Raw genomic sequence first — 17,777 nt, 5'->3', positions numbered from 1 at the left:
TTTACGAAATTCAAAGAGCCGTGATCCTATGCCTGTTCTCCTACCAGAACATAAATTTTGGCGGAAACGCCGGTGTACAGCTTTACCTCGCACTCATAGGTTCCGAAGGCGCGGATGTCGCCGTCCAGGTCAATCTTGCGCTTATCCACATCGACATGAAAGCTCTTCTTCAATTCCTCGGCCACTTCCTTTGCCGTCACGGAACCGAACAGCCTCCCGCCCTGCCCCGCCTTTGCAAAGAGCCGGACCGTCTTTCCCTCGATGGAAGCGGCGGCTGCGCGGGCCTCCTCCGTTTCCTTTTGAATGCGCCACGCTTTGGCGGACTCGGCGCTCTTCAGCTCGCTCATGACCTGCGAATTCGCTTCCTTGGCCAGCTTGCGCGGCAAAAGAAAGTTCCTGGCGTAACCGTCGCTGACCTGGACCAGTTCCCCCTTTTTGCCGGTGCCTTTCACATCCTGAAGCAGTACTACTTTCATCGGGTACCTCCTTATGACTTTTCGTTCGTGCGGTTGGACGTTTTTTCCGTAAATTCGCGGATTGCCTCGATCAGGCGTTCCCTCGCCTCAGCAGCCGTCATGCCGTTCAGCTGCGCGCCCGCCATCGTCAGGTGCCCTCCCCCGCCCAGGGTTTCCATAATCAGCTGAACATTGACGTCTCCGAGGGAACGCGCGGAAATGTTGATGACTCCGCCCGCGGGAAACAAAACGAAGGAAGCGTCGATCCCCTGGATGGAGAGCAGCTCGTCGGCCGCCTGCGCGGACGCGATCCGGATATCCGGAAACTCCTTCTCCGTGGAAGCCACGGCAAACCGGTCAAAGATTTCCGCGTTGGAAACGATTTTATATTTTGCCTTATAGGCGTCGATGGAATCGGAAAACATTCGTTTGACGCTGACGGTGTCCGCGCCCCTGCGGCGCAGATAGGCTGCCGCCTCAAAGGTGCGCGCGCCCGTTTTCAGCACAAAGTTCTTGGTATCCAGCATGATACCGGAAAGCAGCGCCTCCGCCTCCGTTTGCGTCAGGCGCCCGTCGCCGATATACTGCAGGAGTTCCGTCACCATCTCACAGGTGGAACTGGCGTACGGTTCGTGAAAAAACACCAGCGCGTTTTCAATATGCCGGACCATCATGCGGTGATGATCGATCACCACCACACGCGAAGCGGCCTGCAGCAGCTCGGCGCTCTCCACAAAATCCTGGGAATGCGTGTCGACAACCACCAGCAGGCTCCGCGGTGTGACCAGCGCCTGGGCCTCCTGAGGGGACATGAATATCTTTTCCCCCGGATACGCATTCTGAAGCGCCGTGATCTGCGGTGAAGCAAGGCTCTGCGCCAGATTCAAAACGATATAGGAAGGGCGGCAGAGCGCCTTGCAGGAGACGTCCCACATGCCGATCGCCGCGCCGACACAGTCAAGGTCGGAATATTTATGCCCCATGACGAATACGACGTCGCTTTCCTTGATGTCGTCCGAAATGGACGCCGCAAAGACGCGCGTGCGGACGGAGTCCCTTCTTTCCATCCCGCCCGAAAGCCCGCCGAAAAATTCATATGTATCGTTCGCCTGCTTGACAGCGATCTGGTCGCCGCCGCGTCCCAGTGCCATATTCAGGGCGTTTCTGGCCCAGTCGTCCGCCTCCTGCAGGCTTTTCGCGCCTCGGGCGACGCCCACGGAAACGGTGGCGCTCAGGCGGTCCCCGGCCTTGATGCCGCGAACGGCTTCAAGAACCGGAAAACGCTTTTTCATTTCATCGCGCAGATGAGCCTCGTCGGTCAGAATCAGGTAGCGGCTGTTGCTTAAACGTTTGAAGAAGCCTCCCAGATCCTGCGCCCAGCGGTTCAGAACGTCCTCCACCTCGGAAGCGATTCTGATTTCCTCACCGGAGCTGGAATCCCTCGTCAGTTCCTCCCTGTTGTCAAAGCTGGCCAGCATGACGACGGGCCGGCTTTCCTCATAATTCCGGCTGATTTCCCGAAAGGCCGTATCATCGAGAAAATACAGAACGCTCCCCGCGTCCGTCCGGATTCCGAACACCGTGTACTGCCTGGAGCCGAGCGAAACGTCAGTCCCCGCGGAGGCGAGAATCTGTTCCATTGTAAATGGATAGATGAACTTCATGATATGGTCGCCGCGGCAGTCCCGGTTTGTGCTGACCTGCTCCGCGAACGCATCGTTCACCCAGATTATGTCTCCTTCCGTTCCTACGACGGCAGCCGGCAGCGCAAACTGTTTCAAAGAGCGGTACCGGTCCCCGGTCAGGACTTCCTCCGCGCTTTTAACAGCATAGGAAATATGCGCTTTAAAATGCCGGTTTGCAAGCAGAACAGCCGCAACGGACACAGCCGCAATGGAAATCTCCGCGGCGAAAACAGCGGTATTCCAGAACCAACTGATGCCCGCCGTCAGCAGCAGAACGGCCGAAATGACAAAAAAGACAGGAGAAGATGCCCATACTTTCTTTTTCAAACTGATTACCCCTTAGGCTGTCCGGGTGGATTACACTTCCATGATAATCGGCAGAACCATCGGGCTGCGGCGCGTGCGGTTGTAAAGCAGCCGGGACAGTTCGTCTTTGATGCGGGTTTTGAGGGTTCCCCAGTCGTGGATTCTGTTTTCCGCGCAATCCTGCAGAACGGAAGCGACCAGGTCGCGCACCTCATCGATCAGCGGCTCGGATTCCCTCACATAGACAAAGCCGCGGGACACGACGTCCGGACCTGATATGATGTGCCCGTCCGTGCAGGAAATGGTGCACACGACCACGATCAGCCCGTCTTCGGCAAGATGCTTGCGGTCCCTCAGGACGACGCTGCCGACGTCCCCGACGCCGAGGCCGTCCACCATGACGCTTCCGGCGGGGACCGGGGGAAGACGTTTCATATAATCCTCATTGATTTCCACGACGTCTCCGATATCCCCGATGAACACATTCCTCGGGTCCCTGCCCATCGAGTAGGAAAGTTCGGCGTTTTTGCGCAGCATCTTCTGCTCTCCGTGGACGGGAATGAAATATTTTGGCCTCACAATGCCCTGCATCAGTTTGAGCTCTTCCTGACAGGCGTGTCCTGAAACATGGACCTCGTACATGGATTCGTAAACGACGCGGCAGCCGCGTTTCATCAGCTCGTCGATCACGTTTCCAATGGTCTTCTCATTGCCCGGAATCGGCCGCGCCGAAATAATAATGAAATCGCCCGGGCCGACCTCCACCTTCCGATGGTCCGCAAAGGCCATTCTCGTCAGGGCGCTCATCGGCTCTCCCTGGCTGCCTGTCGTGACAAGCACAATCTGCTCTTTGGGGTAGCGGTTGATCATATCGATATCGATCAGTGTTCCCTGCGGGACGTCCAGATAGCCAAGCTCCACGCCGATCGTCATGACATTGACCATGCTTCTGCCGGAAAGGGCAACCTTCCGCCCGTATTTCACTGCGCAGTTGATGATCTGCTGCACGCGGCTGACATTGGAGGCAAAAGTCGCGATGATGATGCGGCTGTCCTGCGCCCGTTTGAACAGCATGTCGAACGAACTGTCGACTTTGCGCTCCGATTTGGTGTAGCCCTCGCGCTCCGCGTTGGTAGAATCCGAAAACAGGGCGAGGACGCCCTCGTTGCCAAGCTGAGCCAGACGGCCCAGATCGATCATTTTACCCTGCGCCGGGGTGCAGTCGATTTTAAAGTCTCCCGTATGGATGACAACGCCCGCCGGGGAATGGATGGCGATCGCGACGGCGTCGGGGACAGAGTGGTTGACATGGATGAATTCGACGTCCATGCACCCGAGTTGGGCATGGTCGCCGGGCTGCATGACAACGGCCTTCACGGAATTCTGAAGGCCGTGTTCCTTCAGCTTGCTGTTAACCAGCGCAAGCGTAAACGTGGTTCCGTAAATCGGGACGTTCACCTTTTTGAGCAGGTACGGCAGGGCCCCGATATGGTCCTCATGACCGTGCGTCAGTACGATTCCGCGGATATTCTCGGCGTTCCGTTCCACAAACGTGAAGTCCGGAATGACAAGGTCCACACCCAGCATGTCGCCGTCCGGGAACGCCATGCCGCAGTCGACGATGATCATGTCGTTCTCGCATTCAAACAGCGTAAAGTTTTTTCCGACCTCGTTCAGGCCCCCCAGAAAATAGGCCCGAATTGACGGTTTCTGCTGACTCTGCCGCCCCCTGCGGCTCCGCTTGCCCTTTTGGGCGGCCGCCTCTTTTTTCTCCTTTGCGGACTGTTCCGTCATGTACTGCTGAACGGTTTTCTGAATTGCGGTCAGCGGTTCTTTTACGGCGCTTTTCTGTCTGCCGCCGCGCGGCTTTACGCCGTTTTTCGGACGGGGATTCTTCTGCGTCTTAGTCCCGGTTTGCTGCGGGGGCTCCGCATTCTGCTTCCCGTCCGTCCCCTTCGACTGAACAGGCTGGTGCTCCGGCTGAGGCTGACGTGCCAAGTCCCGATGCGCAGCGGCATCCTGCCCGCCCGCATTCTTTTTTACGCCGGGGCGCCTGCCCTGCCGCGCAGCCGGGTGCGTCTGCTTCTGAGCAGAATTTCGGGGCGGAGTAATCTTCTGATAAAGCTCGGGACGCTTTTCCTGAAACGTTCCGACTTTTTGATTCTCCTCGCCCTTACGCTCAGCCGAATCCATATTTAATTGTTTTTCTGCCACAAAATAACCTCCATCGTTTTTGGGTACAGCCATTAGAATCCGTCGGCAATCGGACCAAACGGATCTGGCTCTCCTTTATTAATTTACCCTTTTACGCTGCACCGAGCCCGCGCAAAAATGTAATTGAACTGCTTTTTTTATGTCTGAAAAGCGGGTTGAACCCGCGAATTGCCGAAATCCGAACACAAATATCCTATATATTGTACCTTGATTCCCAAAAGCTGTCAACAGATTTTATTATGGCCAGTTAAGAGTCGTCTAAACGAAGGGGGCCATAAAAATCTTCGGATTGAGACCGCAGATTCTGAAATTTGTAAGCTGCGGGCCTTTGTGATATAATAAATTCGCTATAAAAATCTATAAAGACGAACGGTGATGTTATGAAGCGGGTCGAGATCTTTACGGACGGGGCGTGCAGCGGAAATCCGGGACCCGGCGGCTGGGGCGCAATCCTGCGCTATGGCGGCCGGGAAAAAAGGCTGAGCGGCGGGGAAGCTGTCACAACCAACAACCGGATGGAGCTGACCGGCGTGATTGAAGCTCTGCGACAGCTCAGAGAGCCCTGCGATGTGATCTTGACCAGCGATTCCCGCTATGTATGCGATGCGATTTCCAAAGGCTGGGCCGAAGGCTGGCGGAAACGCGGCTGGATGAAAGCCGACAAAAAGCCGGCCCTCAACAGCGATTTATGGGAGACCCTTCTTGAGCTTTTGGCAACGCACCACGTAACGGTAAACTGGGTGAGAGGGCACGCGGGGCATCCGGAAAATGAAATCTGTGACCGCATGGCTGTCGCGGAATCAGGAAAATGGAAAGCCGGCAGCTTTTAGGCTGGGCCCACTCGTTAAATCAACGGATTGTCGTCGGTTAATGCTCGCCGCAGACCACAGAACCGGAAAACTGCATATGATATGGAAAAGGAGTTGATTAGAAATGTCAATGGGAGTTCCCTTTCCATTTTGTGTATATGCGCCATCTGGCAGACAGCAAAAAAGTCCCGGTCCCTCCAGGCCCATAAAGTCCCCGGCGCCTCAGCATTCTGCCGCGGTATCCCATTCTCCGGCGCAGAACCGGCCGTATGGAAACCGCTCCGCCAACCCCATGCCAAAGGCGTCAGCGATCCATCCTACGAACCGTCCAAAAGCTGTCCAGACCTCACCGAACCGGTTCGCAAAAACCGTCGGACCGGCTGGAAAAATGCAGTCAGGCAGGTCATTCCAGGGAAAGAAAAAATCTTAAAAAATTTTTTTCGTGTATGTCTAAATTAAATTTCAAAGATTCATACTAACAAGTGCGGGGTGAGGAACGTCTGTTCCGGATCCTCCCGGGGAGCGTACAATGGGGTACGCTCCCTATTTTTATCTTTCGGGTGCCATCGGAGTCCTTCTTCTGCCGTTCTCCCGTCAATTTCGCCGGAACGGCAGAACCGACGCGCTCATATAATGAACCGGAATTTAATTTACCCAACGATTGGATGATGAATCATGTACACCGGATTTAATTCGGATTTTTATACAAGCTTCCAAAAACACTGTTTCCCTCACAGCGGCTGTTTCCAAAATTGTGACCGTAACAGGCCTTTCTGCTGCATCGGCCCGACCGGACCAACAGGGCCAACCGGACCGACCGGTACCTCCGGAGGTGTTACGGGACCGACTGGCTTTACCGGACCTACGGGCTTTACTGGACCCACGGGTGACCCCGGACCCACAGGAGCTACCGGACCGACAGGCGATACCGGACCGACAGGCGACACCGGACCAACGGGTTTCACCGGGCCGACAGGCTTCACCGAACCAACGGGCGATACCGGGCCAACAGGCTTCACCGGGCCAACGGGCGATACCGGGCCAACGGGCGATACCGGGCCAACAGGCTTCACCGGGCCAACGGGCGACACCGGACCCACAGGCTTTACTGGACCGACCGGAAATACCGGGCCAACCGGATTTACTGGGCCAACTGGAGATACCGGGCCGACAGGTTTCACCGGGCCGACTGGTTTCACCGGACCCACCGGAGATACCGGGCCGACTGGAGATACCGGGCCGACCGGAGATACCGGGCCGACCGGAGATACCGGGCCGACCGGAGATACCGGACCCACAGGCTTTACTGGACCGACCGGAAATACCGGGCCGACCGGAGACACTGGGCCGACCGGATTCACTGGACCGACTGGAGACACCGGACCGACTGGTTTCACCGGACCGACTGGTTTCACCGGACCCACCGGAGATACCGGGCCGACTGGAGATACCGGGCCGACCTCCGTGGAATTCTCGCTGCGTTTAAACGGTACCACCGATATCGCCAGCACCATGCCATCGGTTACCGGAGAGCTTTTCGGCAGCGCCCTTATTACCGTCGGAGCGACACCCGCCACTTTCGCACTGGTCAACACAACCGGAGCCACCGTTCTGTACGCCGCTGTTCCCGTACAGGCAAACATCGTCATTTCACACATCGTATGATCTTCATTTCCCCATTTCAGGGGCCGGAATCCTCGGGTTCCGGCTCCGATTTTTATTTATCGAGCGTCGAAACCCACCGCACCCGCAGAATCATCAGAACGGCGATCACCGCCGCCATGTAATTGGAAAACAGATTGCCCCAGAAAACCGAGTAATACTGAAGCGTCTGTTCGGTTGCCAGAATAAAGAGATACCTCAAGAGCCAGATGCGCAGCACCCCGAGGAACAGGGGGACCGTCGTTTTTCCGAGCCCGATAAAGGCGCCCTGCACCGCCATGCAGACACCGAACCCCACGACGGAGTAGGTATAGATATGCAGCGCCCGGTTTGCAATGTCAAGGACATCGGCTTTTTGGGTAAACAGCACTGTCAGATAGGGAGAAAGAGGCACGATCACCGCGATAATCGCAAGCGCCGTCACCACGCTTGCCACACAGCCTACCCAGCAGGAGCGCTTCGCATTGGAAACCTGGCCGGCGCCGATATTGATGCTGACCATCGTCGTCACCGCGGAGCCGAACGCCGCGGGAAGATTGAAGCATACGGCGGTAATATTATTCGCGATGCCCTGTCCGTTAAGGACGACCGCGCCGTATTTCTGGGTTTCGTTGTTGATCAGAAAGAAACCCAGGTTCAACATAAGGCTCGCAAGCATGGCGGGAATGCCAACCCGGATGAGCTGCCGGATCAAATCATAGTCAAAATGAAAGCCGTGCAAAGACAGCTTGTCCTCTCCCTTTCCCACAAACAGCTCGTAAAACATCCAGACGCAGATTAGAACATTGGAGCACAGGGAAGAAAGGACGCAGCCCACGATTTCCAAGCGGAGCAGAACGATGAACAGCAGGTTGAACAGGATTTTCAGCGCGAGCAGAAGAAGCATCCGGACAAAGGTCGCCTCCGGTTTTCCCGTGGCGTTTTTAATCGCGTTGTAAATGCTCTCTAAAAAAGAAAACGGAAGAACAAACGAATAAAGGCTGATGTAAAGAAACACATTGTGTGAAATTTCCGGGTCCACGTTCGCCGACACGGGGAAAGCCGCCAGCGCGGACAGGGGCGCGGCGCAAAGGCCCACGGCGGAGGCGAAAATAACAATCTGCGCGGAAATGTGCCTGACCCGCTCAAAATCACCCTGGCCATTGGCCTGCCCGATGATCGCCATGGCAGCCACACTGATCCCCTGCGCAAGCGAAATCATCATATTGATGACCGGCTCGCTGTAGGTCACCGCGCTGGCAACAAGCGTTCCCGCCGCATTGTTGATAAACAGACCGTCGGACAGCGGCAGCAGCGCCTGGATCACGCTCATCATGAGGGTCGGCAAAGACAGCATCAGGAGAGTCTGCAGGATACTTCCGTGAAGAATCAGTTCTCTGCGCTGCTCGGTCCCCTGATGCAAAAACTCAAGTTTCAAGGATGCTCCTCTTTCCGTCAATATACTTTAATATATGAAAATCCTTCAATCGGCTGCTTACGCGAAATCTGCCGCCCGGAATATCAAGAAGGGGCCGGATTTCCGAAAAATCGGCAGGCGGCCCTTTTGGCCGCCCGATCACTCTTTGCGGTAAACTATCTGCCGGAGCAGGAAAGTGTAATCCCGAGAAAATCATAGGGAATAATAAAGGTTACAATACCGGTCGCATAAGGGGCGATATCATATTGCTGATAGTAAATCGCCACTCCCTCCTGGGTTAAGTAGTAATTTTCCGGACGAAAATATTTTAAAATCAAATGTTTGTAGTCGTCAAAATAGATTCCCGGATTCTGCTGCATATTCCGTTCCGCCTGTTTCAGGATTTCCGAAACCACGATCCGCCGGTAATTTACACCAGGTGCGAAAAAGTGGGACAAGGCGAACCTTCTTCCGCTTTGCAGGCTGAACGTGTCCGAAGCTCTGACGGTGGTTCCGTGCGCGCCGCCCGTAAACTCATACCGATCGCGGTAGGTGCTGAAATAGCACTCCTGATTCATCGTGACCTCGTATTTCATGACGGCATCATACGCCCGGAACGGATAATCGTGCTCCTGCGCGCTGTGATAGTCCCGAACGGCCTGGCGATACAGCGTTCCCGCCGCATATCTTGAAAAATCGGCCGCCTGCGCCCGGAACCTTGAATTGATCCTGGCCTGTGCCTGAGGATTCCCGCTCAGTTTGACGACAGGGAATTGAACGGACAGAGTCAGAACTGCCGTGCCGCGGTAGATAAATTCCCGGTGATTTTCCTGAAAGGTTACCTCGGCGCTGCTGTTGGGTAAATTCATATTAATCCCTCCCGGTTCATTCTATGTATCGCCAACCCATTTCAGAAAAGAGTTTGAGCGGGAGAGAGAGAAAATTTTAACTTCCGGATTCAACGAGCACGGACAAGCCTTCCCAAAACGCCGTCAAAGCCCGTTGACGACATTGTTCGGGCGCTTTCCCTCCGCCGACAGAAAAAGATTATTCCAAATATTTCTGTGCAGCCGGTAAAAAACACCATTTGTCGTTCCGCCGATATGAGGTGAAAAGATGACGCGGTAACGGCAGTTTTCACTCAGACGCAGAAGCGGATTTTCCAGCGTCGCCGGTTCAGGGGACAGCGTATCCAGCCCGGCCCCGGCGATGGTCCCGCTTTCCAGCGCATCCGCCAGGGCGGCCTGGTCCACAATCTCCCCCCTTGCGGTATTGACCAGAACCGCGGAAGGTTTCATCCGCCTCAAAAACTCGCGGTCGATCAGGCCGGTCGTCTCCGGCGTCACCGGCAGGTGCAGGCTGACAATATCGCACGAGGCAGCCAGCTCCGAAAGCGGAAGGTAGCTGACGCCGAACTTCTTTTCTTCCTCCGCGCCCAACCGGTGCCTGCCGTAGTAACTCACTTTGGAGCCAAAGGCCAAAAGGCGTTTCGCCGTGGCTTTCCCAATACTGCCGAAACCGACGATTCCCACATGGCAGGATTCGAGCTCCGTAATCCCGTCCAGAATAAAGGAGCTTTTCGCCTGTCCCTGTTTTCCCCGCCGGACCAAATTGTCCCCCTCCTGAAAGCGGCGAAGGAGGGCAAGCATCAGCAGAATCGCCTGCTCCGCCACGGCCCCGCTGTTGAGGGATGCGTTGTTGCAGACATAAACGCCCGCCTCCCGCGCGGCCTGCAGGTCGATCCGCTCAAACCCGGCGCCCTCCGAATGGATCAGGCGCAGCTTCGGCATCTGCCCGATGAGGCGGCGTGACACGGGGCTGACTGCGTCCACGACGATAAAATCCGCATCCCCTCCCTTTTGGATCGCTTCCTCTTCCTCATAGACGCTGTCGAGAAAAACCAGTTTCCAATCGCCGGGGATCTTTGAAAAATCCGTATACTTTTCAATTCGTCTTTTTGAAGTAAGAATCAGCACTTTCATCGTAAATCTCTCATTTCATAAAAATACGCGCTGGCGCATTCCCGCGCGCGGTGATATGATGAAAAAAACAAGGGACAAGGAAAGGAAATTCCATGATATCGATCGCGTTAAAAAAGATCGGCTATTTTTTAATTGACGGTGAAGCAGAGGGGCAAAACTATTACGGGTTTGACCAGGAGTGGTTCCGGACCCGATGGCAGCGCCTCTCCGGCTGCGGGCCGACGGCTGTTTCCAACATTCTGTATTACCTCGGAAGATCCCGCTCCATACCTGGGCTGGACCGGCCGGTCAGCCGGAAAGAAAGCCCGGATTTCATGGAGGACATCTGGCGGCACGTAAAGCCGACCGCAATGGGGATCCCGAATACGGAACTGTTATGCAAGGGCGTGCAGTCCTACGCAAAAGCAAAGTCGCTCCGCATCGGCACGGAACCGTTTGAAATCCCGGGTTTCCGCTGCTCCCGCCCGGACTTTGGGCAGCTTCTCCTGTTTCTGCATTCGGCGCTGTCCGCCGACACGCCAGTCGCCTTTTTGAACCTGGACTGTGGAGAGGAAAAAATTTTGGATTCATGGCACTGGGTCACCGTGGTCTCCCTGGAATACGAAGCCGACGGGAACGCCGCTATCGCTGAGATCCTGGACGAGGGGATGAAAAAGGAAATCGACTTGAACAAATGGTTCCGGACGACCGCAAAAGGCGGCGGACTGGTCCGTTTTCATCTGTCATGCTAATACTATACCCGAAACGACACGGTTTGACAAGTCCGGCAAATATTTCGTATTAGAAATCGACTCGAATTATTTAAAATTTTTCAAAAAGGGGATTGACATTCACGCGGCGTCAAGCGATAGGATCTGTTTGAAAGGAGGAAGCGAGGATGGAATATACGATCCAAAAGCTGGCGAAACTCTCCGGCATCAGCACGCGCACTCTCCGGTATTACGACGAAACCGGCCTGCTGAAACCGGCACGGCTGAGTCCTTCCGGATACCGGATCTACGGCGGCGCCCAAGTGGGCCGTCTGCAGCAGATCCTTTTCTACCGGGAACTGGGCGTCGGCCTGAAGGAAATCGGGAAAATTCTCGATTCACCCGGATTCAGCGCCGCCGAAGCGCTCCGCCGCCATCGCGAGCTTCTCCTTCGGCAGCGGGCCCGCCTCGATCTTTTGATCCGCAATGTGGAAAAAACGCTCGCCTGCGAGAAAGGAGAATCATCCATGACCGACAGCGAAAAATTCGAAGGATTCAAAGAAAATCTGGTAAAACAGAACGAACGGCGCTACGGTAAGGAAATCCGCAAAAAGTACGGCACCAAGGCCGTCGAACGGAGCAGCCGCAAACTTCTCGGAATGACCCAACAGGAATACGGACGGTTCCAGGACATTGAGCGGTCGCTTAACGAAACGCTTCTCGAAGCGTTTCAGACGGGCGACCCGGCCGGAGAGACTGCCCAGAAGGCCGCCGCCCTGCACCGCGAATGGCTTTCCTTCACCTGGGAGACCTACACGCCGGAAGCCCACGCGGCGCTGGCGCAGATGTATGTGGACGATCCCCGGTTCACCGCTTATTACGACCGGATGCGGCCGGGGCTGGCAAAATTTCTGCGGGACACGGTAAAGATTTACACGGACCGCCAAAAGAACAACTGACAAAAGGAGCTTTCTCGCGCATGATGCGGGAGGAAGCTCCTAATTTTTTCAAAGCGCAACACCGCCAAAAATGATTTCAGGGACGGAACTGCGCGCGCAGTTCCCTCGCGGCGGCGGCAATGTCGGGTTTCGTCAGGATCGCGGAAATCACCGCGAGGCCGTCGATTCCCGTGCCGCGGAACCGCCCGGCGTTCTGCGGGCCGATCCCGCCGATCACCACGATCGGGATCGCGGCGGCGCGACGGATTTCCGCGAGCGTTTCCATCGACACCAGCCCGGCGTCCGTCTTTGTTCCCGTCGCGAACATTGCCCCCACGCCAATGTAGTCCGCGCCGTCCCGCTGCGCCCGGACGGCTTCCTCCACGGTCGCGGCTGAAATCCCGATCACCCTGTCGTCTCCCAGCATGGCACGGAGCGCCGCGCAGGGCAGATCGCTCTGGCCCGCGTGGACGCCGGCCGCTCCAACGGCGAGCGCGATATCCGCCCGGTCGTTGATGATGAGCGGGATTCCGCAGCGGTCCGTGATCCGTTTGACGCCGAGCGCCGTGCGATAAAAATCAAGGGAGGAGCAGTCTTTCTCCCGAAGCTGGACCAGCGTGCAGCCTCCCCGGATCGCCTGTTCCACCGCCTCCTCCAGCGTATCGGCGCTCATGAGGCGTCGGTCCGTGCATAAGTACAGGGTATAGTCGATCTCAGGCTTCATCGAGCTTCGCCCTCTTTTCAAACAGCGCCGGGTCCAGACGGCTCAGAGCGTCGATCACCGCGATGTGGAAGCCGCCCGTCCCGGCGCTTCCGGCGGCTTCATAGGCGAGCTCCCCGGCAATGCCCATGGCGGCGACCGCGGCCGCCGCCGCGGCAAGCGGGTCGTGGCTCACGGCGGCGCAGGCTCCCGCCAGGGCGGAGGTCATGCAGCCGGTTCCCGTTACGCTGGAAAGCATCGGGTGTCCATTGCGGATCTTTACCGTCCGCTCTCCGTCGGACAGGACGTCCACCGCCCCGGTGACCGCCGCGGCGCAGCCGTATTGCTCCGCAACCGAAACGGCGACCGAGACGGCGTCGTTCCCGCTGTCGGCCTCGGACGCGTCCACGCCCTTGGTCGCGGACCGGATCCCCGCGAGGAAGGACAGTTCGGAGAGGTTGCCCCGCAGGACGGTCATCCGAATCCGTTTCAGAAGCTCCCGCACGGCCCGGTTTCTCAGAGCGGAGGCGCCGGCCCCGACCGGATCGAGCACGACGGGAATTCCGAGCTCATTCGCTTTCGCGCCGGCGGCAAGCATGGATTCAACGGTGCGCCGGTTCAGCGTGCCGATGTTGAGCACCAAAGCCGATGAAATGGAAGCGATGTCCGCCGCCTCCCCGATGTCGTCCGCCATGATCGGAGAAGCCCCAAATGCCAGCAGCGCGTTGGCGCAGTCGTTCACCGTGACATAGTTGGTAATATTGTGGACCAGCGGGGACTTCCGGCGGACCTCCGAGAGGACCTCCGCCGCATCCTTTGTGATTTGATTCAATGCTTTTCCTCCTTACTTTTCAGAACAGAACGTAACCTTTTTCCCTTCGAGGATCAGGTTGGTCGTCCGGACGGCGCACATTTTTCCGCACATGGAGCAGGTGTGGCGGTCGGCGGGCGGCGTGCTTTCAAAATACCGCCGCGCCTTTTCTCCGTCGATCGCGAGCCGGAAGATCTCGTCCCAGTCCATGTTCCTGCGGGCCTGCGCCATCCTGCTGTCGCGCTCACGCGCGTGCGGGATCCCTTTCGCAAGGTCCGCCGCGTGCGCCGCGATCAGGCTTGCGACGATCCCCTCCTTCACGTCGTCCAGGTCCGGCAGGCGAAGGTGCTCCGCCGGAGTGACATAGCACAGGAAATCCGCGCCCGACGCCGCTGCGATCGCTCCGCCGACGGCCGCGGTGATGTGGTCGTAGCCGGGGGCAATGTCCGTCACCAGAGGGCCCAAAACGTAAAACGGCGCGCCGTGGCACAGGCGCTTCTCCAGCGCCATGTTGGCAGCAATTTCATTCATCGCCATATGTCCCGGTCCCTCCACCAGAACCTGGACGTCCTTCTTCCAGGCGCGCTCGGTCAGATCCCCGATCTCGATCAGCTCGGCGATCTGGCCGGCGTCGGTGCTGTCGTCCAGGCAGCCGGGCCTGAGGGCGTCGCCGAGAGAGATTGTCACGTCGTATTCGCGCAGAATGTCAAGCAGTTCGTCGTAATGTTCGAAAAACGGATTTTCATTCCCGGTCATCTCCATCCACGCGAACAGCAGCGAGCCGCCGCGGGACACGATGTTCATTTTCCTCCCCTGCCGGCGGAACGCTTCGACCGCCCGGCGGTTCATCCCGGCGTGGACCGTCATAAAATCCACGCCCTCTCTGGCGTGCGCCTCAACAACTTTCAGAAAATCCCGGGCGGTGATCTCCAGCAGGTCCTTTTCCAGATAACCGACCGCGTCGTACACGGGGACCGTTCCGATCATCGCGGGAGACTCGGCGATCAGCCTCTGCCGAAACTCACGGGTTTTGCCATAATTGCTCAGATCCATGATCGCGTGCGCGCCGAACCGGGCCGCAAGCTCCGCTTTTTGAAGCTCTGTCCCATAATCTTTGCAGTCGCCGGAAACGCCGAGGTTCACATTGATCTTCGTCGCGAGGCCCTCGCCGACCCCTTCCGGGGAAAGCGCCGTGTGGCCGGCGTTCGCCGGGATCACCGCGTGGCCCGCCGCGACCAGCGCAAGGAGCTTTTCCGGCTCCATCCCCTCTTTGGCGGCGACCGCTCTCAGCTCTTTTGTAACAACGCCCTTTTTCGCGGCTTCCATCTGAGTCTGAACATTCTTCATCGTCTGATTCCTTTCATAAAATAAAAGTGATTGGTCGGGCCGTGCCCCTTCCCCACCGGCAGAGCATGTTCAATCGCCGCGGTCACATACTCCTTCGCGGCGCGCGCCGCTTCGGGCACGGACATCCCTTCCGCAAGGTTCGCGGCAATGGCGGAGGAAAGCGTGCATCCTGTCCCGTGTGTATTATCCGTTTCGATTCTCTCGTGAGTAAATATGGTAAACTCGTTTCCGTCAAACAGCAGGTCTTCCGCGTCGCCGGAGAGATGCCCGCCCTTGAGCAGGACGTTTTCGGCTCCCATCCGGCGCAGCCTCTCGGCAGCCCGCTTCCGGCCGTCCAAAGTCTCGATTTTGATTCCCGTCAACGCTTCCGCTTCCGGCAGATTCGGCGTCAGAACATACGAGAGAGGAAGCAGTTCTTCCCTCAATGTCTGCAGCGCATTCGGATGCATCAGGGCACAGCCTCCCTTGGCCACCATCACGGGGTCAAGCACCACGCCGGGCGGCCCGTACTGCCGGAGCTTTCGCGCAACCGCCCGCATCTGCGCCGAACCGGACAGCATTCCGATCTTTACGCCGTCCACCCGGATATCCTCAAACACGGCGTCGAGCTGGTCCCCGATCACGGACGGTTCGAGATCGCAGACGGAAAGGACGCGGGAGGTGTTTTCCGCCACAACGGAAACGATCACGCTCATGCCGTAAGCGCCGTGCGCGGCAAAGGTTTTCAGGTCCGCCTGAATCCCTGCCCCGCCGCTGCAGTCGGAACCCGCGATCGTCAGAAGATTTTTGATATATCGTCCCCTCTTTCTATATATAATGCGCTGAATCCAAACTCTCCTTTCTCCATAAAAACGGGGTTTCAAACGGCAAAAAAATACCCGCCGGACATGCGGCGGGCTGATTCATCTTTGCTCCCTACGACAGCGTTGACTGACAGGTTCAAAGGGTCAGGTTTTACCTTCTCAACTCGATTTGAGTCCCCCCGCGATATTCAGTTAAAAAGGCGTCCGCCAAAAACAGGCGAACGCCAATCGAAAACTCAATGCACGTTCCCTACTTCGGTATTAACCGACAGGTTCAAAGGGTCAGGTTTTACCTTCTCAACTCGAGCGAGTTCCCCCCGTTTTCTGTTATTATATCTTTTTTCAGGTTTTCTGTCAATCATGCCGGATTAAAAATTATGCAACTGCAAATCCCCGCCATTGAACAGAATTCCTCGGCCATTTCCCGCTTTCACCACCCCCCATGGCAACAGCCCATCCGCCGGAATTTATTGAGGTGTCTACAATCCAATGAATATTCTTCCATTTCCATTAAAATTATTCAAAGCACAGCCGGAAGGGGCATGGCGCGGGCACAAATTTGGCCTTGACAATTATAAAATGTTCAACTATACTTTTATTTAAATTCATGTGAGAGTTCAGCATCAGTTATTTTTTAACTTTCATCATGCTTTCGGACGATACCAGCAAAAAGACGAACTGAAATAAGCCATGGGAAGTGGTAAAGGTTCCGGGGAGGAATTTATCTCTCCGTAAAGAAGCATAGCGGTATGGGTTTCAGCAGATCGGCGTTTCCATACATTGATCGAAGATAAAAATAAGATGCCTTGCCTATCGTGACTTAATGCGCCAGTTCCCATGATAAACGGAGTGATTGGCAATTACATAATGCATGTGAAACGCTCGGTTAATTCACGTAGCGGGTTTTTCGGTGCAAAATTATAAAAATTCCAGCAATGAATATTTATAAGTCATACAGTAATATTCTAGCATGAAGATTTATTGAGCGGCAGGCGCATTCAACGAGGAATGTACCTGCCGTTTCTAATAAATAGAAGGAAAAAGGGGGATATTTTTTTGGGAGCATTTGCCATAAAAAGAACCGGTTATGCCATACTGACAATTTTCTTCATATCCATCATCACTTTTACGCTGATGAATCTGATTCCCGGCGGCCCGTTCTTAAGCGAAAAGAATATACCGAAAGAGACTTTAACCGCATTAAATGCGAAATACGGCCTCGACAAACCGTTGCCGCAGCAATATCTGACCTATATGGGAAATCTGCTGAAGGGCGACCTTGGGGATTCCTTGAAACAGAAAGGCCGCTCCGCCAACGACATTATTCTCACGGCATTTCCGGTGTCCGCCAGGCTTGGCGGAATCTCCATTTTGCTTGCATTGATTCTGGGAGTCATCATGGGGTCCGTTTCCGCCTTGAACCGGGGACGCTTTACAGACCGCGCCCTAATGGTTGTTTCAACCCTGGGAATCGCGGTCCCAAGCTTTGTGATGGCGACATTTTTAATGATCATATTCGGCGTGAAGCTGAAATGGCTGCCTACGTTCGGGCTGCGCTCCTTCTCCGCCTACATTCTGCCGTGCGTCACGCTGGCTTTCTACCCGATGTCCTACATCACCCGGCTGATGCGTTCCGGCATGCTCGACGCCCTTGATCAGGATTACATCCGGACAGCCAAATCCAAGGGGGTCGGAAGGCTTGTGCTGCTGTATAAGCACGCTCTGCGCAACGCCATTTTACCCGTCATTACCTACCTTGGGCCTTTGCTTGCCTACACAGTCACCGGAAGCTTCGTGGTTGAAAGCATCTTTAACATTCCGGGCCTCGGCCGTGAGTTTATCCTGTGCATCACGGCGCGCGATTATCCTTTGGTTATGAGCACAACCATATTCCTAGCCGTCCTGATTGTAGTGATGAACCTGGTTGTTGATCTCTGTTATAAACTGATCGATCCGCGGATCTCATTGCAGTAAGGGAGG

The 17,777-nt window shown here is 56.1% G+C and carries 15 protein-coding genes and 1 riboswitch; of the genes, 5 read left to right on the top strand and 10 right to left on the bottom strand.

The window, feature by feature from the left end; genetic code table 11:
• Positions 1–26 precede the first annotated feature (26 nt).
• The 3 genes from rplI to EQM14_RS06065 are packed head-to-tail and all read right to left on the bottom strand — an operon-like array spanning position 27 to position 4,660.
• The gene (rplI, locus tag EQM14_RS06075; protein ID WP_128742116.1) at positions 27–476 is read right to left on the bottom strand and encodes a 50S ribosomal protein L9; all 450 of its coding nucleotides are present in this window, start codon (positions 474–476) and stop codon (positions 27–29) included.
• 11 nt (positions 477–487) lie between these two features.
• Entirely contained in the window at positions 488–2,467 is a 1,980-nt protein-coding gene (locus tag EQM14_RS06070) for a DHH family phosphoesterase (RefSeq protein ID WP_128742115.1), read from the bottom strand.
• A 30-nt stretch (positions 2,468–2,497) separates the two neighbouring features.
• On the bottom strand, positions 2,498–4,660 hold the full coding sequence (locus EQM14_RS06065) for a ribonuclease J (protein WP_442861480.1): 2,163 nt from the start codon (positions 4,658–4,660) through the stop codon (positions 2,498–2,500).
• 380 nt (positions 4,661–5,040) lie between these two features.
• Here EQM14_RS06065 and rnhA point away from each other — a divergent pair, with 380 nt between their 5' ends.
• On the top strand, positions 5,041–5,490 hold the full coding sequence (rnhA, locus tag EQM14_RS06060; RefSeq protein ID WP_128742114.1) for a ribonuclease HI: 450 nt from the start codon (positions 5,041–5,043) through the stop codon (positions 5,488–5,490).
• 1,443 nt (positions 5,491–6,933) lie between these two features.
• Positions 6,934–7,134 (top strand): hypothetical protein, encoded by a 201-nt coding sequence (locus EQM14_RS16640; RefSeq protein ID WP_243112654.1) that lies wholly within the window; start codon positions 6,934–6,936, stop codon positions 7,132–7,134.
• Between the two features lie 52 nt (positions 7,135–7,186).
• Here the strand turns inward: EQM14_RS16640 and EQM14_RS06050 are convergent, their stop codons facing one another.
• From EQM14_RS06050 to EQM14_RS06040, 3 genes are all read right to left on the bottom strand, one after another.
• Complete coding sequence (locus EQM14_RS06050) at positions 7,187–8,548, bottom strand: MATE family efflux transporter (protein WP_243112652.1); 1,362 nt, start codon at positions 8,546–8,548, stop codon at positions 7,187–7,189.
• Positions 8,549–8,703: 155 nt separating this feature from the next.
• Positions 8,704–9,396 (bottom strand): DUF3298 and DUF4163 domain-containing protein, encoded by a 693-nt coding sequence (locus EQM14_RS06045; protein WP_128742113.1) that lies wholly within the window; start codon positions 9,394–9,396, stop codon positions 8,704–8,706.
• A gap of 123 nt (positions 9,397–9,519) precedes the next feature.
• Positions 9,520–10,509 (bottom strand): 2-hydroxyacid dehydrogenase, encoded by a 990-nt coding sequence (locus EQM14_RS06040; protein WP_128742112.1) that lies wholly within the window; start codon positions 10,507–10,509, stop codon positions 9,520–9,522.
• Positions 10,510–10,601: 92 nt separating this feature from the next.
• Here EQM14_RS06040 and EQM14_RS06035 point away from each other — a divergent pair, with 92 nt between their 5' ends.
• A complete protein-coding gene (locus EQM14_RS06035; protein ID WP_128742111.1) occupies positions 10,602–11,240 on the top strand; it encodes a hypothetical protein in 639 nt (212 codons plus the stop codon).
• 146 nt (positions 11,241–11,386) lie between these two features.
• Positions 11,387–12,157, top strand: a complete 771-nt coding sequence (locus EQM14_RS06030) for a MerR family transcriptional regulator (RefSeq protein ID WP_128742110.1) — start codon at positions 11,387–11,389, stop codon at positions 12,155–12,157.
• Positions 12,158–12,233: 76 nt separating this feature from the next.
• Here the strand turns inward: EQM14_RS06030 and thiE are convergent, their stop codons facing one another.
• The 4 genes from thiE to thiD are packed head-to-tail and all read right to left on the bottom strand — an operon-like array spanning position 12,234 to position 15,785.
• Positions 12,234–12,860 (bottom strand): thiamine phosphate synthase, encoded by a 627-nt coding sequence (gene thiE / locus EQM14_RS06025; RefSeq protein ID WP_128742109.1) that lies wholly within the window; start codon positions 12,858–12,860, stop codon positions 12,234–12,236.
• The gene (gene thiM / locus EQM14_RS06020; protein WP_128742108.1) at positions 12,850–13,668 is read right to left on the bottom strand and encodes a hydroxyethylthiazole kinase; all 819 of its coding nucleotides are present in this window, start codon (positions 13,666–13,668) and stop codon (positions 12,850–12,852) included. Before thiM ends, thiE begins: the two co-directional genes overlap by 11 nt.
• A 12-nt stretch (positions 13,669–13,680) precedes the next feature.
• A complete protein-coding gene (thiC, locus tag EQM14_RS06015) occupies positions 13,681–14,994 on the bottom strand; it encodes a phosphomethylpyrimidine synthase ThiC (RefSeq protein WP_128742107.1) in 1,314 nt (437 codons plus the stop codon).
• Complete coding sequence (gene thiD, locus EQM14_RS06010) at positions 14,991–15,785, bottom strand: bifunctional hydroxymethylpyrimidine kinase/phosphomethylpyrimidine kinase (RefSeq protein ID WP_128744244.1); 795 nt, start codon at positions 15,783–15,785, stop codon at positions 14,991–14,993. Before thiD ends, thiC begins: the two co-directional genes overlap by 4 nt.
• Positions 15,786–16,026: 241 nt before the next feature.
• Positions 16,027–16,125, bottom strand: a riboswitch (TPP riboswitch).
• Positions 16,126–16,853: 728 nt separating this feature from the next.
• Here thiD and EQM14_RS06005 point away from each other — a divergent pair.
• Positions 16,854–17,771 carry an ABC transporter permease gene (locus tag EQM14_RS06005; protein WP_205703207.1) on the top strand — a complete coding sequence of 306 codons (918 nt, stop codon included), beginning with the start codon at positions 16,854–16,856 and terminating at the stop codon, positions 17,769–17,771.
• Positions 17,772–17,777: the final 6 nt, after the last annotated feature.

The organism is Caproiciproducens sp. NJN-50 (genome assembly GCF_004103755.1).
Taxonomy (GTDB): Bacteria; Bacillota; Clostridia; order Oscillospirales; family Acutalibacteraceae; genus Caproicibacter.
The sequence above is the reverse complement of the archived record's forward strand: the minus strand, read 5'-3'. Positions and strand labels throughout refer to the sequence as shown.

Bases quoted from the DNA above. Each gene is read 5' to 3' on its own strand.
- rplI (WP_128742116.1), bottom strand. From the start codon at position 476: ATGAAAGTAGTACTGCTTCAGGATGTGAAAGGCACCGGCAAAAAGGGG.
- rnhA (WP_128742114.1), top strand. From the start codon at position 5,041: ATGAAGCGGGTCGAGATCTTTACGGACGGGGCGTGCAGCGGAAATCCG.
- EQM14_RS06045 (WP_128742113.1), bottom strand. From the start codon at position 9,396: ATGAATTTACCCAACAGCAGCGCCGAGGTAACCTTTCAGGAAAATCAC.
- EQM14_RS06040 (WP_128742112.1), bottom strand. From the start codon at position 10,509: ATGAAAGTGCTGATTCTTACTTCAAAAAGACGAATTGAAAAGTATACG.
- EQM14_RS06035 (WP_128742111.1), top strand. From the start codon at position 10,602: ATGATATCGATCGCGTTAAAAAAGATCGGCTATTTTTTAATTGACGGT.
- EQM14_RS06030 (WP_128742110.1), top strand. From the start codon at position 11,387: ATGGAATATACGATCCAAAAGCTGGCGAAACTCTCCGGCATCAGCACG.
- thiE (WP_128742109.1), bottom strand. From the start codon at position 12,860: ATGAAGCCTGAGATCGACTATACCCTGTACTTATGCACGGACCGACGC.
- thiC (WP_128742107.1), bottom strand. From the start codon at position 14,994: ATGAAGAATGTTCAGACTCAGATGGAAGCCGCGAAAAAGGGCGTTGTT.